The sequence below is a fragment of the Austwickia sp. genome, assembly GCA_016699675.1.
GTDB lineage: Bacteria > Actinomycetota > Actinomycetes > Actinomycetales > Dermatophilaceae > Austwickia.
Genome location: CP064985.1, coordinates 3,189,234 through 3,214,465 on the forward strand (window position 1 = coordinate 3,189,234; position 25,232 = coordinate 3,214,465).

The window sequence follows — 25,232 nt, forward strand, 5'->3', positions numbered from 1 at the left end:
CCGAGGGATCAGTCCGGCGCTGGCGGGGGATGATCCCGGAGCCGGCCGTAGCGCCATCGGTCCGGCGAAGGATTCTCGCCCTGGCAGGCGCTTCGGGTGCCCTCGTCAGCGTCCGGCGCCACCACCTGTGGGTCGACGAACCAACGCCGCAGCCCGGCGGCCTCCAGGACGCGCTGGGAGGCGATGTTCTCCGGGGCGGTGATCGCGGTGACCCGGCGAAGGCCGTACCCGTCGTCCTCGGCCGGCGTCAGCAGGTAGGCCACGAGGGCCCGCGCCGCGGCCGTCGCGAGCCCGCGGCGCCGCGCGTCGGGGTGCAACGTGTAGCCGATCTCGGCGTCGTCGCGATAGAGGCGCTCATCCAGCCCGAACGCGCGGATGTAGCCCACCGGTGCCTCCTCGATGTGGCCATCCTGACGAGGGCAGATGGCCCAGCGGAGCGTGAACCGGCGGTAGTTGCCGGCCAGGCCCCGAATGATCCAGCGCCGCGCGTCCGCTTCTCCGGCGTTCGGCCGGTGCTCCGGCCCGAACTCGGGGTCGCGCATCAGCCGCGCCACGGCCGCAGCGTCGGACTCGCGGAACTCCCGCAGCAGCACGCCGTCACCCCAGATCGTCCTGGGGCGTGACCACCCTCGCCGGTTGAACTCCCCGACCACCTCTCGATCGTCGCTGGCCAGGGCCTCGAGCGCGCACATGTCGACCCGCTCGCCGAGGAAGCCGGGTCGGGTGTCCGGACGCTCCTCTCGGGTCATCCCGACGTACGTCATCCCCGCCCGCAGCATCGACCGCACCGACGCGACGTTCGCCAGGTCGGCGTCCGAGCGGACCCTGGCCAGCCCCAACCCGCCATCGGCGACCGGCGCAAACGCGTGGTCCAGCACCACGCCCAGCGCCCGGGTGAACAGGCCACGGCCGCGCGCGGCGGGCAGCAGGAACACGCCGACCGTGCCGTTGCCGGCCCGCCGGGTGTGCGCGATGTCGAAGAGGTGGATCCCGCCGAGCAGCTCCTCCGCGTCGTCCCCGGCCTCGCCGCGGGCTCCGCGACCCCCCACGATCGCCCAGGCCACGCCCGTACCGCTCGCCTCCCGCTCGCGCCGGTCGAGAAGGAACGCGTCGTACGTCGAGCGCGTGGGCACGACACGCGGCAAGAAGCGCGCGGCGACCTCATCCAGCTCGACCGGCAGTGCGGCCCCGTCGCCCTCGCGCCACGGCCGCAGCCGGACAGCCAGCAGGCCGGCGGGCAGATCCACGGCCTGCCCCCCGAGGATCCCGCCGACGCCCACGTCCGGGAGCGTCAGCACGGGCACGTCGTACCAGGGGTGTCGCGGCCCGGTGGCCTCTCCGACCCGCCAGGAGGCCACCCACCCGTCGACGTCCCGGGTCGCCGTCCCGTCCGGCGTGGGCTGGGCCAGCAGGGACCGCTGCGTGCCCTCGTGGGTGAATCCGCACGCCCAGGCCACGCGCCGGGAGGCCCAGTTGCCCGCCACGGCGCGCCACCGGATCACCTCGATGCCCAGCTCGGGGTGGGCGGCGACGTACCCCTGCAGCAGCCGCAGCGCCCGCGCCATCAGCCCCCGGCCGCGGCCGTCCGGGTGCAGGCCGTAGCCGGTCTCGGCCGAGCCCCCGCCGGTCGGCCGCAGGTCGATGGTGCCGAGGAAGGCGTCGGGGTCGTCGGCCGTCGCGATCGCCCAGTGCCACGTCGTCGGGGGTTCGGCCACCCAACCGTTTCGGATGGCCGCCAGCCAGGATCGGGCATGGCTCTCGTCGTACGGGCGCGGGACCGTCGTGAAGTCCAGTGAGGCGGCGTCGCGGGACTGGGCCACGATCCGGGTGGCGTCCGGGTCGCGATGGGCCCGCAGCAGGACCACACCGTCGGTGAGTTCGGGCACGCAGGTGGGAAAGTCAGGCTGCACCCTGCCACTCAAACGCGCACCGGCCTCGCGCGGCAACCGCTTTAGCCCCCCGGCCAGCGGCGCGGCCCAGGCGGTCGGCGAGGCGTCCGCCGCCGCCAGGGAGGTCGATTACCCTGGGGGCGGTCGCCTTTCGCGGCGGCCGGCGGCGGGCGGCCCGCCGTACAGTTCGCCATGAACCGCCGTACCGTCCCCGCACCAGGAGTGTTCACCGTGCCGAAGTTCGTCGATCGCATCCTGCGCGCCGGTGAGGGACGCGAGCTGCGGCGGCTGCAGGCCTACGCGCCGCAGGTCAACGCCATCGAGGACGACTTCGAGAAGCTCTCCGACACCGAGCTGAAGGAAGAGACGGCCAAGTTCCGCCGGCGGCTCGAGGACGGCGAGAACATCGACCGGCTGATCCCCGAGACCTTCGCCGCGGTCCGCGAGGCGAGCAAGCGCACGATCGGTAAGCGCCACTTCGACGTGCAGATCGTCGGCGGCGCGGCGCTGCACTTCGGCAACGTCGCAGAGATGAAGACCGGTGAGGGCAAGACGCTGGTCGCCACCCTGCCGAGCTATCTCAACGCGCTCGTCGGCAAGGGCGTGCACGTGGTGACGGTGAACGACTACCTGGCGGAGTACCAGTCCGAGCTGATGGGCCGCGTGCACCGCATGCTGGGCCTGGAGACCGGCTGCATCCTCTCCCAGATGACCCCGGCGCAGCGCCGGCTCGAATACGGCAAGGACATCACGTACGGCACCAACAACGAGTTCGGCTTCGACTACCTGCGCGACAACATGGCCTGGGCCACCGAGGAGCTCGTCCAGCGCGGCCACCACTTCGCCATCGTCGACGAGGTCGACTCGATCCTCATCGACGAGGCCCGCACCCCGCTGATCATCTCGGGCCCCTCCGACCAGGCCACGAAGTGGTACACCGAGTTCGCCAAGATCGTCACCGAGCTGCACCGGGGCCGCCCCGGCGACCGGATGCGCGGCATCGAGCCGACCGGCGACTACGAGGTCGACGAGAAGAAGCGCACGATCGGCGTGCTGGAGCAGGGCATCGCGAAGGTCGAGAACCTGCTCGGCATCGACAACCTCTATGAGTCGGTGAACACGCCGCTGATCGGCTACCTCAACAACGCCATCAAGGCCAAGGAGTTGTTCAAGCGGGACAAGGACTACGTCGTCCTCAACGGCGAGGTCCTCATCGTCGACGAGCACACCGGCCGCATGCTGCCCGGCCGGCGCTACAACGAGGGCATGCACCAGGCCATCGAGGCCAAGGAGGGGGTGGAGATCCAGAACGAGAACCAGACGCTGGCCACCATCACCCTGCAGAACTACTTCCGCATGTACGACAAGCTCGCCGGCATGACCGGCACCGCCCAGACCGAGGCGGCCGAGCTGCACCAGATCTACAAGCTGGGCGTGGTCCAGGTCCCCACCAACCGGCCGATGGTCCGCCGGGACAACTCCGACCTGGTCTACCGCACGGAGAAGGCGAAGTTCGACGCGGTCGTCGAGGACATCGTCGACAAGAACCAGGCCGGTCAGCCGGTGCTGGTCGGTACGACGTCCGTGGAGAAGAGCGAGTACCTCTCCCAGCAGCTGCGCAAGCACGGCGTACCGCACGCCGTCCTCAACGCCAAGCAGCACGAGCGGGAGGCGGCGATCGTCGCGGAGGCCGGCCGCAAGGGCGCCGTCACCGTGGCGACCAACATGGCCGGCCGCGGCACCGACATCATGCTCGGCGGCAACCCGGAGTTCCGGGCGGTCACCGCGCTGAAGAACCGGGGCCTGTCGCCGGAGGAGACCCCGGAGGAGTACGAGGCGGCCTGGGACGACGCCCTCGCCGCCGCCGAGAAGCAGGTGGCCACCGAACACGACGAGGTCACCGAACTCGGCGGGCTCTACGTGCTCGGCACCGAGCGGCACGAGTCGCGGCGCATCGACAACCAGCTCCGCGGCCGGTCCGGCCGCCAGGGCGACCCCGGCGAGTCCCGCTTCTACCTCTCGCTGCAGGACGACCTCATGCGGATGTTCAACGCCGCCCTCGTCGACCGGTTCATGACCAGCGCCGGCATGGAGGACTCGGTGCCGATCGAGTCCAAGCTGGTCACCCGCTCGATCCAGAGCGCCCAGACGCAGGTCGAGGGCCGCAACTTCGACATCCGCAAAAACGTCCTGAAGTACGACGACGTGATGAACACCCAGCGCAAGGTCATCTACGCCGAGCGCCGCCGGGTGCTCGACGGCGAGGACATGCACGACCAGATGCGGCACTTCATCACCGACACGATCGACAGCTACGTGGCGCTGGCCACGGCCGAGGGGTTCTCCGAGGACTGGGACCTCGACACGCTCTGGACCGCGTTGCAGCAGCTCTACCCGGTGTCGATCACGTTGGCCGAAGTCGAGGAGGCCGCCGGCGGTCGGCAGGCGATCACCCGGGAGATGCTGCGCGAGGAGCTGGCCTCCGACGCGCTGCACGCCTTCGACCAGCGCACCGAAACCCTGGGCGAGGACGTCATGAAGCAGGTCGAGCGGCGCGTGGTCCTGGCCGTGCTGGACCGCAAGTGGCGCGAGCACCTCTACGAGATGGACTACCTCCAGGAGGGCATCGGGCTGCGCGCGATGGCGCAGAAGGACCCCGTGGTCGAGTACTCCCGCGAGGGCTACCAGATGTTCAACGGGATGCTCGACGGCATCAAGGAGGAGTCGGTCGGCTTCCTGTTCAACGTCGAGGTCGAGGTCGCCCCTCCGGTGGCGGTCGCGGACGAGGCCGGTACGCCGGGTGCGGTGGCCGGCCAGCCCGAGGTGCACGCCAAGGGCCTGGAGGAGCACAAGGCCGACCACCTGCACTACAGCGCGCCCGCGGACGACGGCTCGGTGCAGGAGCGCGACGAGGACGGGGACGGACAGCCCGTCGATTCGGTGGCCACCGGCGGCAGTCGCGCCGAGCGCCGCGCGGCCAAGAAGAAGAACAAGAAGGGCTAACCGATCTCGAGGGCGGTGACCAGCCAGCGCCCGTCGAGTCCCTCAAGACGTACGGCGACCGGGCGCACCCGCCGGGCCACGACGACGATCACCGCCGCCTCGACGACGCCGTCGCGCACGTGACACACGCGCACCCGGCGCAGGGCCACGGCCGGCCGTCGGGTGAGCCGCCCCGCGTGGTGCGCCTGCCGCCGCACCAGCGACTCGAAGACCCGCGGGGCGCAGTGCCGCATGAGCTGCGTCGCGGGCCTGGCGCCGGCGGCGACCTCCACCGCCGCCAGGGCGAGCCGGGCTGCGAACGCGTCCGCCGGGGGCAGCTGCGCCGTCGGGGTGGGCTGCCGCTCGAAGGTGGTGTCCCGCGGGCGGGGGCGGGGAGCGTGCGAGTGCCGCGGGTCGTCGAAGGGCAGCTGATCCTGGATCGCCGCCAGCCGCGGCGCGTCCAGCGAGCGCCAGGCGAGGCGACCACCGGCGCCGTCCGTGGCGGGGTCCCCGACGAAGACTGCCGAGCCGCCGTACGCGACACCCCCGGAGTGGCCGTGGACGACGACCGGACAGACCAGCACGGGCGCGGCGGTCATCGCGCATCGCCGCTGGTCGCGTCGGGGGTGGGGATCCGTAGCACCTGACCCGGGAAGATCAGATCCGGGTCCTGCACCGGGGGGCGGTTGGCCGTGTACCACCGCGGCCACGCGCCGGCGATGCGCTGCGGGGTCGCCCGCGTGCCGAGGTGGGTGCCGGCGAGGTCCCACAGGGTGTCGCCGGGCCGGACCACGACCGATGGCGACGCCTCGCGTCCGGGCTCGGCATCCGGCCGCAGCCGAGGGTCGGGCAGACCGTCGTCGGCCGGCGCGGCCGGCGCGGCCGGCGCGGCCGCCACGGCCGGAGTCGACGTCGCCGCTTGAGCCACCCCGGGCCCGGCTGCCGAGGCGAGGAGGGAGAGCGCCAGCGCCCGGCGTACGGCGACCGGAGCCAACGCCCGCGCGCACGCCGCGCCCGCGCGGCCCACCCGGCCGGGCAGCCGGGCGACCGCGCACCCGACGGACGTTAGGAGCAACCACCCGCTCGTCATGGCGACCACCGCCGCGCAACCCAGCCGAATCCAGCCGCTCGGATCGAGCAGGCGCCACCGACCGAGGAGGGTCCAGGCATCCACGCCGAAGACCCAGACCGACGCCGCCAGGGCGGCACCGGTGAGAAGCCGTGCGACCAGGCGCCGCGCGACCTGGCGGCGTGCGACCAGGCGTCGGGGGGCCGCGGCACGGGCGACGTGGGGGCGGGCCGGGGGCGCGACTCCGGCCCGGGCTGCAGCGGTGCTCATGGGCTCAACGTAGCGGCTAATAGCGTTTGATGTCGTTCGATGCTTCTAGATGTTGATAACTGCACCGCTGCGCGGCGGCAATCGCCTGCGAGCGCCGCGCGTGCTTGACACCCTTGGGGGCACGGTGAGCGGAGGGAGAGCGATGCGCTGGGAGGGGCTCTTCGACGAGCTGGCGGCACAGTGGGAGGCGGAGGCGCGCGAGGAGGCCCGTGGCGAGGTCGCCGATCGCACCCGCCGCGAGCGGGCGACGGTGCGCCTCGCGGACCGCATCGGCGCGCATCTCGGCAGGCCCGACGTGCTCGAGCTGCTCGTCCTCGGTGGCGGCCGGCTGACCGGGTCGGTGCTGGACCTCGGGGCGGACTTCCTCGTGCTCGGCGACGGGGGCGCCCGCCGGATCGTCCGGCTGGGTGCGCTGGTCGCGGTCACGGGGCTGGGCCGGCGGGTGGCCGCGGGGTCGGACGTGACGGCCGCCCGGCGGTACGGCCTGGGCTACGCGTTGCGCGGCGTCGCCCGCAACCGGGCCCCGGTGCTCGTCGACGACGTCCTGGGCCGTCAGGTGCCGGGAACGATCGAGGTGGTGGGCGCCGACCACCTGGAGCTGCTCGAACATCCCCTCGATGTCCCGCCCCGCCGGGAGGCCGGATCGGGCCGACGCGTCATCGCCTTCGACGCCCTCGTCGCCGTCAGCTCCACCTGACCGATCCCCGACGCCGGGTCTCAGCCCTTCGCGTCGTGCTCGACCGCGGCGCGTTGCTCGGCGTACTTCGCCTGGATGAACTCCTCCAGCACGCTGGCCTCGACCCGCCACTGGCCCCGACCGCCGATCTGGATCGCGGGCAGCTCGCCGGAGCGGACCAGCGCGTAGCCCTGGGCGGAGGAGATCGCCAGGATCTCGCAGACCTCCGCCAGGGGCAGGAATCGGTGCGGCATGCTCACTCCAGGTCGGCCGGGTGCTGTGGGTGGTCGCGGTCAGGTCCGGTGGTGCTCGTTGTCTACCACATCGACTGGGGCCCTCCGGCGTCGTCCACAGGCCGCCGGCCGAGTCGGAGGGCGCGGGCCGCTCCAGCGGGGCGCGGGCTGGGTTGTCCACCGCTGTGCGGCAAAGGGTGGGCGGCGTCGCGGGTGCGCGGTGATAATGGGCGAACGTCCAGGTCCGCCGGGGCGGCCGGCCTGGTCGGGCCGCCCGGGACGGACGGTCCACGGGACGGACGGTCCAGGGGTACTCAGGGGGAAACACACGTGAGCACACAACCAGAGCAGGCGCGTCGGCTGCGCCGCCCCTCGTGGCGGGACGGCCGCCTCCTCGTGGGGCTGCTGCTCGTCTTGGCCTCCGTCGCCCTCGGCGTACGGATCGTGGCGAACGCCGACCGCACCGCGCCGGTGTACGCCGCCGCCAGCGCCCTGGTCCCCGGCGAGCGCCTCACCGCCGAGCGCCTTACCAGGGTCGACGTGGCGCTGGGGTCGGCTGCGGCCACCTACCTGTCGGCCACCGCCCCGCTGCCCGAGGGTGCCGTGGTCGTCCGTGAGGTCCGCGCCGGCGAACTGCTGCCCGCGGCGGCGCTCGCGCGCGCCGAGGACGCCCGCCGTTCCCCGGTGATGGTGCCGGTCAGCCCCGACTCCGCCCGGGTGCTCGTGGCCGGGTCGGTCGTCGACGTGTGGGTCAACGACCGGCAGCCCGGGACGGGTACGCCGACCTACGGCACCCCCCGCCGGCTGATTCGCGGCGCCCCCGTGGGGCGGGTCCCGAGCGCGGACGAGGGCCGGCTCACCGGCGTCGGCACGACCGGCGTCCAGGTTCAGGTGCCTGACGCGGAGGTCGAGCGGCTGCTCGCGGCGATGGATCAGGGCGCCAAGATCACCCTCGTGCCCGCCCCCGGGTCGGCGCAGCGGGACCGCTGATGCGGGCCACCGTCCTGCTTGCCGTCCCCGAGTCGTGGGAGACCACGGTGGTGGACGCGATCGCGGCCGCGCCGGGCCTGGACCTCGCGCGGCGCTGTGCAGACCTGCCCGAACTGCTGTCCACCGCCGCCGCCGGGCTGGGGGAGAGCGCGCTGGTGAGCGCCGGGCTGGCGGGGTTGGACCGCACGGCCGTGGTCGAACTCGAACGCTACGGGGTGCGCGTCGTGGGCGTCGTGCGGCCCGGGGACGCCGCCGACGAGGCCCAGGAACGCAGCCTGCGCGGTCGGGGCATCGCGGTCGTCGTCCCGGCGGACGCCGGGCCGGACCGGCTGCAGACGGTGCTGACGGGTCGGGCCGACCCCGAGGTGCGCGCCTGGTTGGCCGGTCTGGCCGGCGACGGCGCCGACCCTGCCGAGGCGGCCAGCGACGACTCCGATCCCACTGGACGGGCAGGGCTCGACGGGCTCGACAGGGGCGGTGGGCACGCCGACGGGCGTCGCGCGGACGGTCCGCCCGGCGCGTGGCCCGCGTACGCCGGGGCCGGCGGCCCCCTCGAGGGCCACGCGGCGCCGGACATCGAGTCGGGCTGGCGGCCCCGCGAGGCCGACGCCACCCCGTCGCGCCGGCCCGCCGCGCCGCGCCCCGGGCAGATCGTGGCCGTCTGGGGGCCGGCGGGTGCGCCGGGGCGCAGCAGCATCGCCCTCGGCATCGCGAGCGAGGCCGCCCGCGCCGGCGTCCGCACCCTCCTGGTGGACGCCGATCCGTACGGCGGGGTGCAGGCCGCTTCGCTCGCCATCCTCGACGAATCGCCCGGCCTCGCCGGCGCGGTACGCCGCGCGGACCAGGGCGATCTCGACGTGCCGGACCTCGTGGAGCGCTGCCTGCAGGTCGCCCCGGGGCTGGCGCTGCTCGCCGGGATCTCCCGGGCCGACCGTTGGCCGGAGCTGCGCCCCGACCCCCTGGATCGGGTCCTGACCCTGGCGCGGCAGGTGGCCGAACTCGTCGTGGTCGACTGCGGCTTCAGCGTGGAGGACGACGAAGAACTGAGTTACGACACCTCGGCGCCGCGGCGCAACGGCGCCACCCTGGCCACCCTGGCCTGCGCCGATCACCTGGTGGTCGTGGGCGGCGCGGAACCCATCGGCCTGCTGCGATTGGTCCGCGGGCTGGCCGAGATCGACACGATTCGCACCCCCGCCCGCCGTACGGTCGTGGTCAACCGGCTACGCGAGAGCGCGGTGGGGAGGCGACCCGAGGACGGGGTCGCCGCGGCGCTGCAGCGGTTCGCCGGGCTGGCGGACGTGTGGTTCGTCCCCGACGACCGAGAGGCCTTCGATCGCGCCGCGCTGCAGGGTCGCACGCTGGCCGAATGCGCGCCGCAGTCGCCCGCCCGAGTGGCCCTCGCCGGACTCGCCGCACACCTCACGGGCCGCCCGGCGGGCCGGGCCGACGGCCGCGGGGCGACCGGGCGGCGGGGGCGGCGACGCCGACGGGCGTGAACTTCCGACAGCGGTGTCCTCGTATCCAAACCCCGGGGTGCGCCCTTGTGTGAGCATGGGGTGCGTGGAGGATCACCTCACCCCGCTCGGCGCCTCGTTCCTATATCTGGAGGAGCCGACCACCGTCATGCACGTCGGCTCGGTGCTCGTGCTCGAGCCCGGACCCGACGGGTTCGACGGGGACCGGTTCACCGAACTTGTCGCCAGCCGGGTCGCGATCGCCTCGCGCTATCGGCAGAAGGTCCGCGAGCTTCCCGGCCGCATCGCGAGCCCGTTCTGGGTGGACGCGGCGGACTTCGACCTGACCTACCACGTGCGGCACTCCGCGCTGCCGCGACCGGGCAACCAGGATCAGCTCGAGGAGTTCGTCGCGCGGATCCTGTCTCGACCGCTGGACCGGGCCCACCCGCTGTGGGAGCTGTACATCGTGGAGGGCCTCGAGGGGGGCCGGGTCGCCATCGTCACCAAGACGCATCAGGCGGTGGTCGACGGCATCGCGGCGGTCGACATCGCCCAGCTGCTGCTCGACGACGACCCGGACGTGCGGCCCGAGCCGCCGCCCCGGCTGGAGCCCCGGCGGGAGCCGACCAACCTGGAGCTGATGGCCTCCACCGCGTTCGAGGTCGTCGCCCGGCCCAACCGGTGGGGCGGCCTCGTCGTCGGCAGCCTGGCCGACATGGCCGCGCTGGCCGGGCGCGTCTTGTGCCAGACCCGCAACGTCGCCACCGCCGTGGCCCGCACGGCCACCGACCCCGCGCCGACGAGCCCGCTCAACGTCCGGGTCGGCGTCGCCCGGCGGGTCCGGTTCCTCGGGATCCCCCTGGAGACCTTCCGGACCGCGCGGGACGACTATCAACGCCTCCGGGAGGCCCGGGACTGCACGGTCACCGACGTGATCCTCACGGTGCTCACCGGTGCCCTGCGCAGCTGGCTGCAGAGCCGCGGCGAACCGGTGAGCGGGACCGCCCGGGTCCGCGCGCTGGTGCCGGTCAGCGTGTCCGAGCGGGACGGCGACGTGGGCTTCGGCAACTCCGTGCGGGCCTGCTTCATCGACCTGCCGGTCGGCGAGCCCAACCCGGTGATGCGCCTCGAGCAGGTCACCTTCCAGATGCGCCAGCAGGTGCGCGGCGGCCGAGCCATCGGCGCCCGGGCGCTCTCGGACATCGCCGGGTTCGCGCCCACGACCCTGCACCACCTGGGGGCGCAACTGGGCAACGCGGCCTCGCGCCGGTTCTTCAACCTGGTCATCACGAACGTGCCGGGGCCGCAGCACCCGCTCTGGGTCGCGGGCAGCCGCATGGTCGTGAGCTACCCGGTGATCCCGTTGGCCCTCGGTCAGGCGTTGGCGGTCGGGCTCACGTCGTACGACGGCACGGTCGGCCTCGGCCTGAACGGCGACCGCGGGGCGATGCACGACCTCGACGCGTTCTCGGACTACGTGAGGGAGGCGTTGATCGAGCTCTCCGACGTGCTGGCGGCCGAGGCCGGCGATGCCACCTGGACCGCTCCCGAGGAGCCGGAGGAAGGGGACGGCGTGGGTTCGACTCGCGTGTATCTGGGGCTGGGGGAGCAGGGCCTGGCCACGCTCGCGGCGACCGGCCGGGTGGAGCCGGGGTCGGTGCGGGCCTCGGCCGTCACCGCCACGGTGCGCGCGGCGTTCCCGAGCGACGACGAGGAGGAGCGGGAGTACGACGCGCTGCTCATCGCCGCCGAGATGGTCGCCGCCGACGCACCGGGCGGCCGCGTGGTGGTCGCGGCGGCCGACGTCGACCCGGCCACGGTCGAGGAGGTCGCGGCCGGCGGCGCGTACGACGGCTACGAGGTGCGCCTGTCCACACCGGTCACGGTCGATCAGGTCGTCGCCCTGCACGCCGCCGAGCCGGGCTCGAACGAGGACGACGAGCTGCTCTGGTACCACGTCAGCGAGCTGAGCCGGCTGGCGGCGGGGGAGATCTGAGGGAGACGCCCGGCGGGGGCGTCGGCCCGCCGGGCGTCGGGCACCCGCGCGGGTGCCGGCGCCCGCCTCGTGCCCGGGAGGTGGCGCGCGGCCGTCAGGCCGGGTGCTCGGCGAGCCATTGGGCCCCGATCCGCTGCTCGGCCTCGAGGGCCGAGCGGACCAGGGGCTCCACGCCGCGCTCGACCTTGCCGCCGATGAACGGCAGATGAGCGGCGAGTTCGCCGTCGTACGTGATCGTCGTGCCCGCTCCCGTCGGCGCCACCTCCGCCGTGGCGTCCAGGCGCACCGGCTTGCCCTCGACGGTGACCACCACGTCGCCGCGCCAGCCCGCGTCGCCCCGATCGGCCGGCCAGTCCACGGCATAGACCACGGTGAGGTTATGCCCCACGATGGCGCGCATCGCCTCGGGAAGGCGGTCGGTGGGGAGCTTGCGGGCGGTCTTGACCCGCGCAGGCGAGGGTGGCGGCCCGCTCTCGGTGACGGTCACCCGGGCCTGCGCATCACCCGTCGCGGCGCAGACGCGGCGCTGAAACTCCTCGTCGAGGAGCATGCGTCCCACCCGGGACGGCGCCGCATCGTACGACAGGGTCAGGGTCAGCCTCATGGCGGACAACCGTAGCGGCCCGCGGCCGAAATGTCGGCGCTGGCGATCCGCAACCGTCGCCGGGCCCGAGCGGCCAGGGCCAAGGCGGCGTTGCGTTCGTCGGCGGCCCGGTCGTCGTCGTCGCGGTCGGCGGCACAGGCGCGGGCGTGGTCGGTCTGCGCCCGTCGCAGCTCGATGGCGAACCGGTCGAGGGCGTCGGCCAGCCGTAGCGCATCCGCGACGACCTCCTTTCCCGTCTCGCCGAGGCCGCCGAGGCCGCCGAGGCCGCCGAGGCCGTCGGGGCCGCCCGGGTCGTTGGTGTGGTCGAGCCCGCCGGGGCCGCCAAGGTCCCGGGTCGCCGCCCGCAGCGCCGCGGCGGCCGCGTGGCACGACCCGGGGTCGCCGTCGAGCCGTACGTCGTACGCCGGGTACGGATCGTCGACCCGGGTCGGCGCGCCGGTCATCGCTGCCCTCGCTCGGGGCTCAGGCCAACGGCCAGCCGCTGGAGCGCATCGCGGACCGCGCGTTGCTCCTGGCGGGACCCCACGTCCAGGGTCAGGTGCTGGACGACCCGCGCCCAGCGTTCCGCGGCGTCGGCGCTGCCCGCCGCGACCTCCGCGCTCTCGCCAGCTCCACCCGGTGCGCCCGTCACGCCGGCCAGCCTAATCAGGCCGGCGACCGCGCGGCGGCCACGATCTGGCCCCTGTGGACTAGGCGGGCCTAGCCCTGACTAGCCCCGCCTAGCGAAAAGGTCACCGGTGCTTGGCAACCCGCGCACGACGTACCACCTGCCTCACTAGCCTGAAGGCGTCCATGCACGCCGTCGTGCCCGAAGGACCGCTGAAGGTGAGCCCGTCATGACCTTGACCCTCGAAGAGTCCCGCGACCAGCTGCTGCGCTCCGCGGCACAATTGGCCGGTCGCTCGCCGGGGGAGCCGATGGAGCGGCTGCTGCACCGGTACTACCGGCACGTCGTCACCGAGGACCTGCTCGCCCGCCGTCCGGAGGACCTGCTGGGCGCGGCCCTGTCGCACCGTTCTCTCGCCGCGCAGCGGCCGGTTGGCTCGGTGAACGTGCGCGTCTTCACGCCCACGGTCGAGCAGGAGGGGTGGACCACGGGGCACACGGTCGTCGAGATCGTCACCGACGACATGCCGTTCCTGGTCGACTCCGTCTCGGCGTACCTCGCCCGCGAACAACGGTCGGTGCACCTCCTCGTGCACCCCCAGCTCGTCGTACGGCGGGACGCGGCGGGCGCGCTCGCCGAGGTGCTCGACGTCGACCTGCAGCAGGCCCCCAAGGAGTTCGGCGTCTGCGTCGAGTCCTGGATGCACCTGCAGATCGACCGGGAGAGCGACCCGGCGGTCCGCGAGGAGCTGGCGGCCGGGCTGCGCCGGGTGCTCGGCGATGTCCGCGTCGCGGTCGTGGACTGGCCGCGGATGACCGAACAGGCCCGTCGGATCTCGGACGAGCTCGCGCAGCAGCCGCCGGCCAGCGTCCCCGCCGAGGAGGTCGCCGAGGCGGAGAACCTGCTGGGATGGCTGTCGGCGGGGAACTTCACGTTCCTCGGCTACCGCGAGTACCAGCTGGAGAACCAGTCCGGCGACGATGTGCTGGTCCCCATGCCGGGCACCGGCCTCGGCCTGATGCGCTACGACACCGAGTCCCCGGCGGCCTCCTCGTTCAACCGGCTGACCGGCGTGGCCGCGCAGCGGGCGCGGGAGAAGCGGGTCCTGGTCGTCACCAAGGCCAACACGGTCTCGACGGTGCACCGGCCGGTGTACCTCGACTACGTCGGGGTCAAGACCTTCGACGCGGCCGGGGAGGTCCGCGGCGAGCGTCGCTTCATCGGGCTGTTCACCGCCGGCGCCTACACGAACTCGGTGCTGACGGTCCCGTTCATCGCCCAGAAGACGCGGCGCGTCCTGGAGAGCAGCGGCTACGCGCCGGACAGCCACCTGGCCAAGGACCTGCTGGGCGTGCTGGAGACCTATCCGCGCGACGAGCTGTTCCAGGCGGACGTGGCGGATCTCGAGGCGATCGCCACCTCGGTCGTCCACCTGCGCGAACGCCGGCAGGCCCGGCTGTTCCTGCGCAAGGACGAGTACGGCCGGTTCATGAGCTGCCTGGTCTACATCCCCCGGGACCGCTACACGACCGCGGTGCGGCTGCGCCTGGAGGCGCTGCTCAAGCACGCGTTCAACGGCGAGACCGTGGAATACACGACCCGGGTCTCGGAGTCCGCGCTCGCCCGGCTGCACTTCGTCGTCCGGGTCCGCCAGGGCGAGCAGGTGCCGGACGTCAACGTCGAGGATCTCCAGCGGCAGGTGCTCGACGCCACCCGGACCTGGACCGAGGACCTCGCGGAGGCCACCCGCGCCGAGTACGGCGAGGAGGCCGCCGCCCGGCTGCTGTCGTGCTGGGGCACCGCATTCCCGGAGGCCTACAAGGAGGACTTCCACGCCCGCGTGGGGGTCGCGGATCTGCGCCACATCGAGCAGTTGGACGAGTCCGGCGAGCTGCGGATGAGCCTCTACCACCTGCCCGGGTCCCCGCAGGGGGAGCGCCGCCTCAAGCTGTACCGGAAGGGCGGCCTGTCGCTCACCTCGGTGCTGCCGATCTTCACCAACCTCGGCGTCGAGGTCACCGACGAGCGGCCCTACGAGCTGGAGGGCGCCGACGAGAGCGTCTTCATCTACGACTTCGGGCTTCGGGCCGACTCCGAGGACGTCTGGACCCAGGGCACCGACGGGGCGCGGCAGCGCTTCCAGGACTGCGTCGGCGCGGTCTGGTCCGGCGCGGCCGAGAGCGACGGCTTCAACCGGCTCGTCCTATCCGCCGGGCTGAACTGGCGCCAGGTCGTCATCCTGCGCGCGGTGGCCCGCTACCAGCGCCAGACGGGAACGCCGTTCACGCAGGCGTACACCGAGGACACGCTGGTCACCAACGCCAACCTGGCCACGATGCTCGTCGAACTCTTCGAGACCCGCTTCGACCCCGACCGGTTCGACGGCGTGGCCTCCCCGGCGCGGACCGCGGCGGAGGAGGCGATCGTCCGCCGGATCCGGGAGGGCCTGGACAACGTCGCGAGCCTCGACCACGACCGCATCATCCGGGCGTTCCTCGGCGTCATCCTGGCCACGCTGCGGACCAACTTCTACCAGTTGCCCGCGCCGGAGCAGGGCGGCGGTTCGGGGGCGGCCCCGCAGGAGCCGGGCGGCGTCGCGGCCAAGCCGACCCTGTGCTTCAAGCTCGACCCGCAGAAGGTCCCGAACCTGCCGGCCCCGCGCCCGATGTTCGAGATCTGGGTCTACGGCCCCCGCGTGGAGGGCGTGCACCTGCGGTTCGGCAAGGTCGCGCGCGGCGGGCTGCGCTGGAGCGACCGCCGGGAGGACTTCCGCACGGAGATCCTCGGCCTGGTCAAGGCCCAGATGGTCAAGAACGCCGTCATCGTGCCCACGGGCAGCAAGGGCGGGTTCTTCGCCAAGCAGCTGCCCGACCCGGCGACCGACCGGGACGCCTGGCTGGCCGAGGGGATCGCGGCGTACAAGTTGTTCATCTCCGCCCTGCTCGACGTGACCGACAACCGGGTCGGCGCGGACATCGTCGCGCCGGCCCGGGTGGTCCGGCACGACCCCGACGACCCCTACCTCGTCGTGGCCGCAGACAAGGGCACCGCGAGCTTCAGCGACATCGCCAACGGGGTGGCCCAGAGCTACGGCTTCTGGCTCGACGACGCCTTCGCCTCCGGCGGATCCGCCGGCTACGACCACAAGGGGATGGGCATCACCGCCCGCGGCGCGTGGGAGTCGGTGAAGCGGCACTTCCGGGAGCTGGGCCGCGACATCCAGCAGGAGGAGTTCACCGCGGTCGGCATCGGCGACATGAGCGGCGACGTCTTCGGCAACGGCATGCTGCTGAGCGAATGCACGCGGCTGGTCGCCGCGTTCGACCACCGGCACGTCTTCCTCGACCCGGAGCCGGACGCCGCGACGACGTACGCCGAGCGCCGGCGGCTCTTCGAGCTGCCGCGCTCCTCCTGGGCCGATTTCGACGTGAGCCTGCTGAGCGAGGGCGGCGGCGTCTACCCGCGCACCGCCAAGTCCATCGAGATCACGCCGCAGGTGCGGGCCGCGCTCGACCTGCCCGAGTCGGTGACCGCGCTGACCCCCGCCGAGCTCATCAAGGCGGTGCTCCTCGCGCCGGTGGACCTGCTGTGGAACGGCGGCATCGGCACCTATGTCAAGGCGGCCACCGAGAGCAACGCCGACATCGGCGACCGCGCCAACGACGCGATCCGGGTCAACGGCGGCGAGATCCGGGCCAAGGTGATCGGCGAGGGCGGCAACCTGGGCTGCAGCCAGCTCGGCCGCATCGAGGCCGCCCAGGCCGGCGTGCGGGTCAACACCGACGCCATCGACAACTCCGCCGGCGTCGACACCTCCGACCACGAGGTGAACCTGAAGATCCTGCTCACCGGGCTGACCCGCGAGGGCGACATGACGCTCAAGCAGCGCAACACGCTCCTCGCGTCGATGACCGACGACGTCGCCACCATGGTGCTGCGCGACAACTACGAGCAGAACGTCCTGCTCGGCAACGCCCGCAGCCAGAACGCCGACATGCTCGGCGTCCACGAGCGCTTCATCAAGTGGCTGGAGGAGCGCGGGGACCTCGACCGGCCCCTGGAGTTCCTGCCCGACGACGCCGAGATCGAGCGGCGCCGCCAGGCCGGTGAGGGCCTGGCGTCGCCGGAGCTGTGCGTGCTGGTGGCGTACGCGAAGCTGGCGGTCAAGGCCGACCTCGCCCAGGGCGGCCTCGCCGACGAGCCGTGGTTCCACCGCGCGCTGTCCGACTACTTCCCGCCGGCGATTCGGGAGGGCTACGACGAATACCTCGGGGACCACCCGCTGCGCCGGGAGATCATCGTGAACTCGGTCGCCAACTCGCTGGTCAACCGGGGCGGGATCACCTTCGTCTTCCGGGCGACCGAGGAGACCGGCGCGGACACCGAGGCGATCGCACGGGACTTCATCGTGGCGCGCGAGGTCTTCGACCTGCGTGGCTACGTCGCCGCGGTCGAGGCGCTCGACAACATCGTGAGCACGGACGTGCAGACGCAGATGTACCTGCGCTTCCGCCGGCTGATCGACCGGGCCGTGCGGTGGTGGCTGCAGCGGCGCTCGGGCGACGTCGACGTCGCCGCGGAAATCGAGCACTTCTCCGGGGCCGCGCAACGGATCCGCGCGGAGTTGCCCGACCTCCTGGCCGGGCGGGACTCGCAGCGGCTGCGCCGGGACGCGGCGGAGTATGTCGACGCCGGCGTGCCCGAGGAGCTCGCGCTCTGGTGCGCCGGGCTGCTCGACCTGTTCGCGGTGTTGGACGTCGTCGAGCTCGCGGACTCCACCGGCGAGGACGAGTCGTCCGTGGCCCGGATGTACTACGCGATCTCCGAGCAGTTCGGCATCGAGGACACGCTCGTGCGGGTGTCGAGGCTGCCCCGGGCCACGCGGTGGGACGCGCTGGCGCGCGGGGCCATGCGCGACGACCTCTACTCGGCCATCGAGTCACTGGCCCGCTCGGTCCTCACCTCCACCGATCCCGACCAGTCGGTCCACGAGCGACTGTCTGCGTGGCGTTCGGCCAACGCGGCCGCCCTCCACCGGGCGAACGTCGCCCTCGCCGGCGTACGGGAGATGGACAGCCCCGGGCTGGCGCCGTTGTCGGTGGCCCTGCGCACGCTGCGGGGGGTGGCGCGGGCCGGCGGCGCCTGAGCCGCGCCGCGGGGGGCGCGGACGACGCGGGTACGCTCGGGAAGTGCCCACCCTCAACGACGTGCTCGTCGGCCACCCGGTCTTGGGGGCGTCCGACGTGGACTGGCTGCACCTGCTGGTCGGGGACTGGCAGATCCTGTCGGACCTGTCGTTCGCCGATCTGGTGCTCTGGGTGCGCGGTACCACCCTTGCGCCGGACGGCTGGGTCGCGGCGATGCACGTGCGCCCGAACACCGGTCCGCTGGTCTTCTTCGACGACATCGTGGGCTCGGTCGCGGGCTCGGGACGCCGGGCGCTCCTGGAACTCTGCGCCGGCCGGGCCCGGGTGATCCGGGATCAGGGGCCGGAATGGGGCGACGACGCCCCCGTGCGGGAGGACGCGATCCCCGTCGTGCGGGCCGGTCGGGTGCTCGCGGTCATCACGCGGCACAGCAACCTGGCGGCCATGCGTTCGCCCAGCCGCCTCGAGCTGACCTACCGAGGGATCGCCGACACCCTGGCACGCATGATTTCGGGCGGGGAGTTCCCGACGCTGGGCGCCCCCACCGGGCTGCGCCGCGGCGCCCCCCGGGTCGGGGACGGGGTGCTGCGGCTGGACGTCGAGGGCATGGTCATGTACGCCAGCCCCAATGCCATCTCCGCCCTGCACCGGCTGGGTCACCACGGAGACCTCGACGGGGCGTCCTTGTCCGAGGTGACCACCGCGTTGATCCCCGACCACTCGCAGGTCGACGAGGCGCTGGCCGTGGTCGTCACGGGCCGCGCCCCCTGGCGGACCGAGGTCGAGTCGCGTTTCGCGACGCTGTCGCTGCGGGCGATCCCGCTGACGGAGGGCGGCGCCCGGATCGGCGCCGTGGTGCTGGTCCGGGACGTCAGCGAACTGCGCCGCCGCGAGCGGGAACTGCTGACCAAGGACGCGACGATCCGCGAGATCCATCACCGGGTCAAGAACAACCTGCAGACGGTGGCCGCGCTCCTGCGGCTCCAGTCCCGGCGGGTCGCCGACGAGCACGCCAAGTCGGCGCTGCGCGAGGCGGAGCGGCGGGTGGCGACGATCGCCCTCGTCCACGAGACCCTCAGCCGCACGCTCGACGAGGTCGTCGACTTTGACGCGATCGTCGCCCGAGCCCTCAACGCCGTCGTGGAGGTCGCCAACCAGGATGACGACATCGCCTGGCGGCGCAGCGGGAGCTTCGGCCAGCTCAGCCCCGAGGACGCCACCTCCATGGCGATGATCGTCACCGAACTCGTGCACAACGCCGTGGAACACGGCCTGCGCCCCGGGGGCGGGATCGTCACGGTCGATGCGCACCGGGAACGGCACGGCGACGACGACTACCTCACCGTGGTCGTCGGTGACGACGGGGCCGGGCTGCCCGACGACTTCCAGCCCGGCGGCTCAGGGCTGGGCACCCAGATCGTGAGCGCGCTTGTGCAGGACCTGCGCGGCGAGATCAGCTGGCAGCCGCGATCCCCGCGCGGCACCGAGGTGCGCTTCCAGGCCCGCCTGCGCCGGCTCCCCGGGGGACCCCGCCTCCTCGAACAGTGAGTAGGACGTCCGTATGGTTTTCCCGGAGAACGCCTCGGCGCGGAGCGGCCGAGGTGGCCACTCCGCGCCGAGGCGGGATATCGGAAGAGTCAGCCGGCCCGACGGGCACGCGCGTTGCGGCGCTTGAGCGCGCGACGCTCGTCCTCGGACAAGCCGCCCCAGACACCGGCGTCCTGCCCGGACTCCAGCGCCCACTTCAGGCAGGTGTCCTGGACATCGCACCGACGGCAGACGGCTTTGGCCTCCTCGATCTGCAGGAGGGCAGGCCCCGTGTTGCCGATCGGGAAGAAGAGCTCGGGGTCTTCCTCCAGGCATGCAGCGCGGTCGCGCCAGTCCATTGTGTGCTCCTGTGGGGGTTGAGCGTGTGCGGTCTGTGGTGGTGCGAAGACATGCCTCGGTAGAGGCGAGCGTCAGCCCGGCTGAGGTCGGGGAGTCGTGGCGGCGATGGGGCCGTCGTCGAGCGCTAGGCACTCAGGTGGTCGACGAATCCTGCGCGACGATGCCAACAACGATGGTGGCCGCCTTGTTCCACACCGTTCAGGGCCTCTCGTGGTTCACCCGGGGTCGGCATCGACCTCCGGCGCGAACGCCAGGCCCTGATCGACTTGTTAGTTTAAGTGCTCCCTTCCGATCAATGGAAGGTTTTTGCGCGACGGTGCGCGCAGAATCACCTATGAATTTCCTGGACGTCACCTCAACCCTGCCCGCGGTCCGGATCCTGCTGGCCTTGCCGCGGCCGAGGCGGCCCGCACGACGCCGTACGGTGTCCCTGTGGCTCGCACCTCCCCGAATCCGCCCGTGGCGGTCCCCGCTGCCCGCCCGCTGCGCGCTGCCGCTGGCCTGCTGCTCCTGCAGGTGGTGGCGATCCTCGGCTTCAGCGCGTTCTACCTGGTGGAGCTCGCGCGCGGGGAGGGCGCCGATGCGGTGCAGACGCTGATGTCGGTGGTGGTGTTCCTGGTCGGCGCCGCCTGCCTGGCCGTCGTCGCCCGCGGGCTAGGGCGCGGCGCGGGGTGGGCCCGCACGCCGGCCGTGCTCTGGAACGTCTTCGTCCTCTTGATCTGCGTCAGCCTGGCCCAATCGGGACAGTGGGCCCTCGCGGTGCTGGTGGGCGCGGTGGCGGCGGCGGGCATCGCGGCCACGCTGGCGGGCCGCGGCGCCGGGCGGCCGCCGCGGGCTCAAGGGGGCTGAGGGGGCTGCCGGGCCAACCCGTTCAGGTCCGGGTCGGCCCCCGCGGACCAGGCCACCTGAACGGTGCTAATCCGGCCGTCGTCGACGAGGTAGCCCCGGCCGGGTAGCGCCGGCTCGCCGTCCGGCAGTGGATGTCCGAACAGCTCCGGGCCGCGGGGGCCCGGCGAGAGCAACAGGCCGTACGACGAGCGGCGCAGCACCCCGATGAGGCCCCGATAGCTCCCGATCAGCGCGCCGAGCGTCCCGGCCACGACCACCGAGCCGGCGCCGGGGCTCTCGGCGTGGGCGGTGAGCAGGTCCTCATACGGGCCGCCCAGCAGGGCGTCGACGTCGTCGACGAGGCACACGGCGCCGGGCAGATCGCGCAGGGCCCGGGCCAGGTCCGCGGGGCTGCCGGGGCTGCCTCCAGGACGGCGTCCCGAGAACCGCAGCCACGGACGACCGGCAGCCTCCAGCGCGGCCGTCACCTGCGCCAGGGCGGCGGTGCGGCCGCTGCCCCGCGGTCCCGCGATGAGCACGCCTCGCCCGTCGAGGAGGAGGACGGCGGTGCTGCCGTCGCCCGCGAGGCCGAGGGGTGTTCCGAGATCCGTCGTCGGTGCTGGGAGCGCCTCGGACGGCACGAGCGGTGGCAGGTCGTAGACGCGGCAGACGGGACCTGGACAGCCCACGTGCCGGTCGGCGGCCGCCGCGGCCCTCGCCGTGACGGCTCGGTGCTCCGCCTCTTGGTGCTGCGCAGCGTGCGGCGGGCCGGGCCGATGCCCGGCCCCCCGGTGGTCCCCAGCCGGGCCCGCTGCCCGGTCGCCTGGAATCCGGTCGGCCAAGCGGGCATCCGCCACTCGGGCGACCTGGGCGTCCAGGCCCGACCGGCTGAGCCGGGCCCGTCCGGGGGGCACGTGGCCGGCGCGGACGGCGACCCCGGCCAGGTAGGCGTCGGTGGGATCCGGCAGGTCGAGGACCAGGCGGTCGGCGACGATCGAGGCGAGGGGGCCGCTCAGGAGCTCCCGGCCGCCCGAGACCAGCAGCGTGCACCCGCCCCGGACGGCCTGGACCAGATCGTCGGTGCCGGCGCCGTGATCGACCCGGTCGAGCACCGCGCGGAACTGCTCCCAACCATCGACGACGAGCAGGGCCGCGTCGGGAGCGGTCAGATCGGCTCCGAGTGCAGCTCCGGCTCCGGCTGCGGTGCGCGATCGATCGTGCAGCGCCGCGACCAGTCGGCGCAGTGCCCCCTCGTGGTCGAGCCGGAGGTAGGCGCCGACGTGGGGGTACCCGGCGAGGGCCGCCAAGCCACCGCTGGCGTCCACGATGTACGTCGGGTGCCGGGTCGGACAGCCGGCATCGAGGGCGGCGACCGTCAGCGTGCGCAGCGCAGTGGTGCGCCCGCTGCGCGCCCCGCCGATCACGGCGAGGTGGCTGTCGGCCGGCTCCCAGCTGTGCACCCACCGGCGCTGGCGGACGGGATCGTCCACCAGGAGTGCCGGCGCCACCGGTCGCTCGCAGGGGCGCGCCCCGTCGCGGCGTACCGTGCCTTCCCGCAGGGCCGGCCCGGACAGCTCTGCCAGGGCCACCTCGGTCGGGAGCGGAGGGAGCCACGGCGGTGGCGGAGGACACGCCCCGACGAGCGCCGCCGCGGCACCGAGGGCGTCGGCGACCCGCCTCAGGTCGTTGTCGCCGCGGGACCTTCGGGCGGCCGCCGCCGGCGCCGTGTCGTGGTCCGGCCCGAGGCTGGTCTCGACCGCGAGGACGGGCAGCATCGCCTGCGGCGCGAGGAGGTCCGGTCCGTCGGCGCGCAGCACCTCGATGGGGCGCTCCGAGGCGTCGGCGCCGGCGGCGTCGCCCAGATAGGTGGTCTGCACCAGGCGATGCTGGCCGTCGCCGCTGCGCACCACGGCCCGCCCCGGCACGCGTGGGCTGATCGCGGCGGCCTCGGCCGTCTCGACGATGTCGAGGGAGTCGACCGCGTCCCGCACCCGCAGCGCGATCCGCAACCCGAGGTTGGCCCGCATGTCCGCGGAGACGATGCCCGCGGGTCGCTGGGTGGCGAGGATGAGGTGCAGGCCGAGCGAGCGCCCGAGCGCGGCCAGACGGACGAGGCCGGCCACAAAATCCGGGAGCTCCTCAATCAGGGCGCGAAACTCGTCGACGACGATGACGAGCCGGGCCAAGTGCTGCAGTGGGCTGCCGTCCGGGCCGGTGGCCCCGGCGTCGACCGCTGCGGCGTACTGCCCGAAATCCTCCGCCCCGGCCTCCCGCAGCCGCGCCTCCCGGCTCCGCAGTTCCGCCTCCAGGCCGGCCAACGCTCGCCGGGTGTCGTCCGCGTCCAGGTCGGTGACGAGGCCGATGGTATGCGGCAGCCGAGCGCACGCGTCGAAGGCGGACCCACCCTTGTAGTCCACGAGCACGAAGCCGAGCCGGTCCGGGCGGTTGCCGAGGGCCAGCCCAACGACCAGGGCCCGCAGCAACTCGGACTTGCCGGCGCCCGTCGTGCCCCCGACGAGGGCGTGCGGACCGTCCGCCCGCAGGTCGAACTCGGCCGGTCCCGCGGCGTCGCGGCCGAGCGCGAACGTCGTCGTGGTCGGGCAGCGACGCCAGTCCGCGGCCAAGCGGTTCGCGTCGAAGGCGTCGGCGCCGCGGATGTCGTCGAGCCGGACCAGGTCCGGGACGGCCGCGCCGGCGCGCGGGGTGACATCGCGCAGCGGAGCGAGATCGGCGGCGATGCGCCGGGCCACATCGGCGGGGAGGGCGTCCGGGCGTCCGCTCGCGTTGGTCGGCGCGCTCGTCAGCCGGAGCTGTGCGCCGCGGCCCCCGCTGCCCGCGCCGGAGACCGTGGCGACCGCGAGACACTCGACCGGGAGGCGCTCGGGGGCGTCGGCCAGGCAGATCGAGTAGAGGCCATGGGCAGGCCCGTCGCGGAGCAGGCGCGCGACGTTCGGCTGTTCTCGCAGCTGCGTGGCGCCGACCCAGATCAGCAGGTGGCTAGGCTCCGGGTGCGCCGACGAGTCAACCCGCGCGGCCGCCCGGTCATCGAGGATCGCGGCCAGTTCCGCCACGACGCGCGCCATGCTTTCCCCGGGTGCCGCACACCGGGCGAGCCACCCGGAGTCCGGGTCGCGGCCGTGCGGGGTGGCGCAGATCCAGTCCCACTCCACGAGCGCTTCCGGCGTGTCGACGAGGAGCCACACGTGCAGGTCGCGCGGCCCGTGCCAGGCGACCGCCTGGGCGACGAGGGCCCTGGCCACACCGACGGCCGAGGCCTGGTCCGGGACCTGGTTCGGGGCCTGGTTCGGGGCCTGGGGACCGAGGGGCTCCAGACTTCGCGCGGCCGGCAGGGGTGCCACCCCGAGGACTCCACAGCGGGGCAGCGCCACGGTGAGGGGCACCCCCTCCAGGCGGGGGTGGACGAGTTCGCCGTCCCCCGCGCGCAGCGCGAGGCGGCCGGGCACCGTCCCGCGGCCGAGGGACAGCTCCAGCCAGTCGTCGTCGCCGGGCCGGCGCGCCCACAGCTCGCCCGAGCGCGCTGCGCACGCCGCGGCGAGGGTCGCGAGGTCCGGACAGGTGCGGCGACGCTCGCGGCGTTCGCGCTCCAGTAGCCACTCCAGGCGCTCCTGCAGCTGCTCCAGACCGGCTGCGTGTCGGTCGGCGTCGGCCTGAGAGCGCTCCTGATACCGGCGGCGCTCCGCGGCGTACTGGGCAAGCGACATCGCCGGACCAAGCAGGCCGAAGGCCAGGTACGCGGGGCTACGCAGGAGCGTCGCCGCGAGCACGGCGACGGCCAGGGGTAGGAGCAGGACGAGGGCGGAGAACCGTGGCCGCTCCGCGGGATTCGGGGCAGCGGGGAGCTGCAGGACGAGGGCGCCGGCCTCGGGCGGCACGCGGGGTGCGCGGTTGACCCCCAGGGTGCCGTCACCGCGCGGAACGGGCCCCGCGGCCTGGGTCGTGCCAGGGTCCGGGTTCGCGGGCGCGCGCGTCGGGGGGTGTGCGGATGGGGGCGCGGACGACCGCTGGGCGAGGACGATGACGGTGCCGGCCATCGCCACGGGGGTGCCGAGCGGCAGCTCGACCCCACGCGGCCCGGCAGGGGCCGCGCCCACCGTGGTGCCGTCGGCGGAGCCGAGGTCGGCGATGCGGGCGCACTCGGCGAAGATCGTGAGGCAGGCGTGCCGCCGCGAGAGCCCGGCGTCGACCAGCGCCAGGTCGGCAGTGCCGCCCCGGCCCAGGACCCACGCTCCGGGCGGCACCGGAAAGATCCGGCCGGCCTCGGGACCGGCGACGACGCGGGCCTCGATCGTGGCGCGCCGGGCAGCCGTGCGCTCCCCGGGGACCGGGACCCGGCCAGGGACCGCCCAGACCAGTTCGGCGCCGTCGAGAAGCGGCGGGAATCCGAGCCGGTCCTCCGGCCCGAGGCGGCGAGCGCCGACCCACCAGGAGGCTGTCGGCGGCGCACCGGCCGCGCGGCCCAGGACGTCGCGGGCGCGAGCGAACGGCGTACCCTCGGCCACCCGCACCACGACGCGCAGCCGCTCGGCCGCACCGGCGGCGCGAAGGTGCAGGGGAAGGTCCACGCGGCGAGCCT

Annotated in this window: 17 protein-coding genes; 8 read left to right on the top strand and 9 right to left on the bottom strand. The window is 73.7% G+C overall.

Going from position 1 to position 25,232, the window contains the following annotated elements; translation table 11 throughout:
- Window positions 1–8: 8 nt before the first annotated feature.
- The gene (locus IPK37_14575; protein QQS00131.1) at window positions 9–1,910 is read right to left on the bottom strand and encodes a GNAT family N-acetyltransferase; all 1,902 of its coding nucleotides are present in this window, start codon (window positions 1,908–1,910) and stop codon (window positions 9–11) included.
- Window positions 1,911–2,120: 210 nt separating this feature from the next.
- Here IPK37_14575 and secA point away from each other — a divergent pair, with 210 nt between their 5' ends.
- Window positions 2,121–4,892 (top strand): preprotein translocase subunit SecA, encoded by a 2,772-nt coding sequence (secA, locus tag IPK37_14580; protein QQS02904.1) that lies wholly within the window; start codon window positions 2,121–2,123, stop codon window positions 4,890–4,892.
- On the opposite strand, the gene IPK37_14585 is transcribed toward secA, so the two are convergent.
- Together IPK37_14585 and IPK37_14590 are read right to left on the bottom strand one after the other, a co-directional pair.
- Window positions 4,889–5,470, bottom strand: a complete 582-nt coding sequence (locus tag IPK37_14585) for a hypothetical protein (protein QQS00132.1) — start codon at window positions 5,468–5,470, stop codon at window positions 4,889–4,891. The two genes, secA and IPK37_14585, sit on opposite strands and share 4 nt — an antisense overlap.
- On the bottom strand, window positions 5,467–6,210 hold the full coding sequence (locus IPK37_14590) for a LysM peptidoglycan-binding domain-containing protein (protein ID QQS00133.1): 744 nt from the start codon (window positions 6,208–6,210) through the stop codon (window positions 5,467–5,469). The genes IPK37_14585 and IPK37_14590 overlap by 4 nt, the downstream gene beginning before the upstream one ends.
- A gap of 142 nt (window positions 6,211–6,352) precedes the next feature.
- Between IPK37_14590 and IPK37_14595 the strand changes: the two genes are divergently transcribed.
- A complete protein-coding gene (locus tag IPK37_14595) occupies window positions 6,353–6,907 on the top strand; it encodes a hypothetical protein (GenBank protein QQS00134.1) in 555 nt (184 codons plus the stop codon).
- Window positions 6,908–6,927: 20 nt separating this feature from the next.
- Here IPK37_14595 and IPK37_14600 read toward each other — a convergent pair whose 3' ends face one another.
- Window positions 6,928–7,140, bottom strand: coding sequence for a helix-turn-helix domain-containing protein (locus tag IPK37_14600; protein ID QQS00135.1), 213 nt, complete (start codon window positions 7,138–7,140; stop codon window positions 6,928–6,930).
- Between the two features lie 309 nt (window positions 7,141–7,449).
- Between IPK37_14600 and IPK37_14605 the strand changes: the two genes are divergently transcribed.
- The 3 genes from IPK37_14605 (at window position 7,450) to IPK37_14615 (ending at window position 11,565) form a co-directional block, all read left to right on the top strand.
- Window positions 7,450–8,109, top strand: coding sequence for a flagellar biosynthesis protein FlgA (locus tag IPK37_14605; protein QQS00136.1), 660 nt, complete (start codon window positions 7,450–7,452; stop codon window positions 8,107–8,109).
- Window positions 8,109–9,608, top strand: coding sequence for a hypothetical protein (locus tag IPK37_14610; GenBank protein QQS00137.1), 1,500 nt, complete (start codon window positions 8,109–8,111; stop codon window positions 9,606–9,608). Before IPK37_14605 ends, IPK37_14610 begins: the two co-directional genes overlap by 1 nt.
- Before the next feature lie 64 nt (window positions 9,609–9,672).
- A complete protein-coding gene (locus tag IPK37_14615; GenBank protein QQS00138.1) occupies window positions 9,673–11,565 on the top strand; it encodes a wax ester/triacylglycerol synthase family O-acyltransferase in 1,893 nt (630 codons plus the stop codon).
- Between the two features lie 94 nt (window positions 11,566–11,659).
- On the opposite strand, the gene IPK37_14620 is transcribed toward IPK37_14615, so the two are convergent.
- Genes IPK37_14620 through IPK37_14630 form a run of 3 tightly spaced genes read right to left on the bottom strand, consistent with a single transcriptional unit; the run spans window position 11,660 to window position 12,800 of the window.
- Complete coding sequence (locus tag IPK37_14620) at window positions 11,660–12,169, bottom strand: DUF2505 domain-containing protein (protein QQS00139.1); 510 nt, start codon at window positions 12,167–12,169, stop codon at window positions 11,660–11,662.
- Window positions 12,166–12,612, bottom strand: a complete 447-nt coding sequence (locus tag IPK37_14625) for a hypothetical protein (protein ID QQS00140.1) — start codon at window positions 12,610–12,612, stop codon at window positions 12,166–12,168. The genes IPK37_14620 and IPK37_14625 overlap by 4 nt, the downstream gene beginning before the upstream one ends.
- Window positions 12,609–12,800: a hypothetical protein gene (locus tag IPK37_14630; protein ID QQS00141.1), complete on the bottom strand. Its 192-nt coding sequence runs from the start codon at window positions 12,798–12,800 to the stop codon at window positions 12,609–12,611. Before IPK37_14630 ends, IPK37_14625 begins: the two co-directional genes overlap by 4 nt.
- A gap of 205 nt (window positions 12,801–13,005) precedes the next feature.
- Between IPK37_14630 and IPK37_14635 the strand changes: the two genes are divergently transcribed.
- A complete protein-coding gene (locus tag IPK37_14635; GenBank protein QQS00142.1) occupies window positions 13,006–17,922 on the top strand; it encodes an NAD-glutamate dehydrogenase in 4,917 nt (1,638 codons plus the stop codon).
- 43 nt (window positions 17,923–17,965) lie between these two features.
- On the top strand, window positions 17,966–19,471 hold the full coding sequence (locus IPK37_14640) for a histidine kinase N-terminal domain-containing protein (protein ID QQS00143.1): 1,506 nt from the start codon (window positions 17,966–17,968) through the stop codon (window positions 19,469–19,471).
- 89 nt (window positions 19,472–19,560) lie between these two features.
- Here IPK37_14640 and IPK37_14645 read toward each other — a convergent pair whose 3' ends face one another.
- Window positions 19,561–19,809, bottom strand: coding sequence for a WhiB family transcriptional regulator (locus tag IPK37_14645; protein ID QQS00144.1), 249 nt, complete (start codon window positions 19,807–19,809; stop codon window positions 19,561–19,563).
- A 433-nt stretch (window positions 19,810–20,242) separates the two neighbouring features.
- Here IPK37_14645 and IPK37_14650 point away from each other — a divergent pair, with 433 nt between their 5' ends.
- The gene (locus IPK37_14650) at window positions 20,243–20,659 is read left to right on the top strand and encodes a hypothetical protein (protein QQS00145.1); all 417 of its coding nucleotides are present in this window, start codon (window positions 20,243–20,245) and stop codon (window positions 20,657–20,659) included.
- Here the strand turns inward: IPK37_14650 and IPK37_14655 are convergent.
- Window positions 20,647–25,221: an FHA domain-containing protein gene (locus IPK37_14655; GenBank protein QQS00146.1), complete on the bottom strand. Its 4,575-nt coding sequence runs from the start codon at window positions 25,219–25,221 to the stop codon at window positions 20,647–20,649. The two genes, IPK37_14650 and IPK37_14655, sit on opposite strands and share 13 nt — an antisense overlap.
- Between the last annotated feature and the right edge of the window lie 11 nt (window positions 25,222–25,232).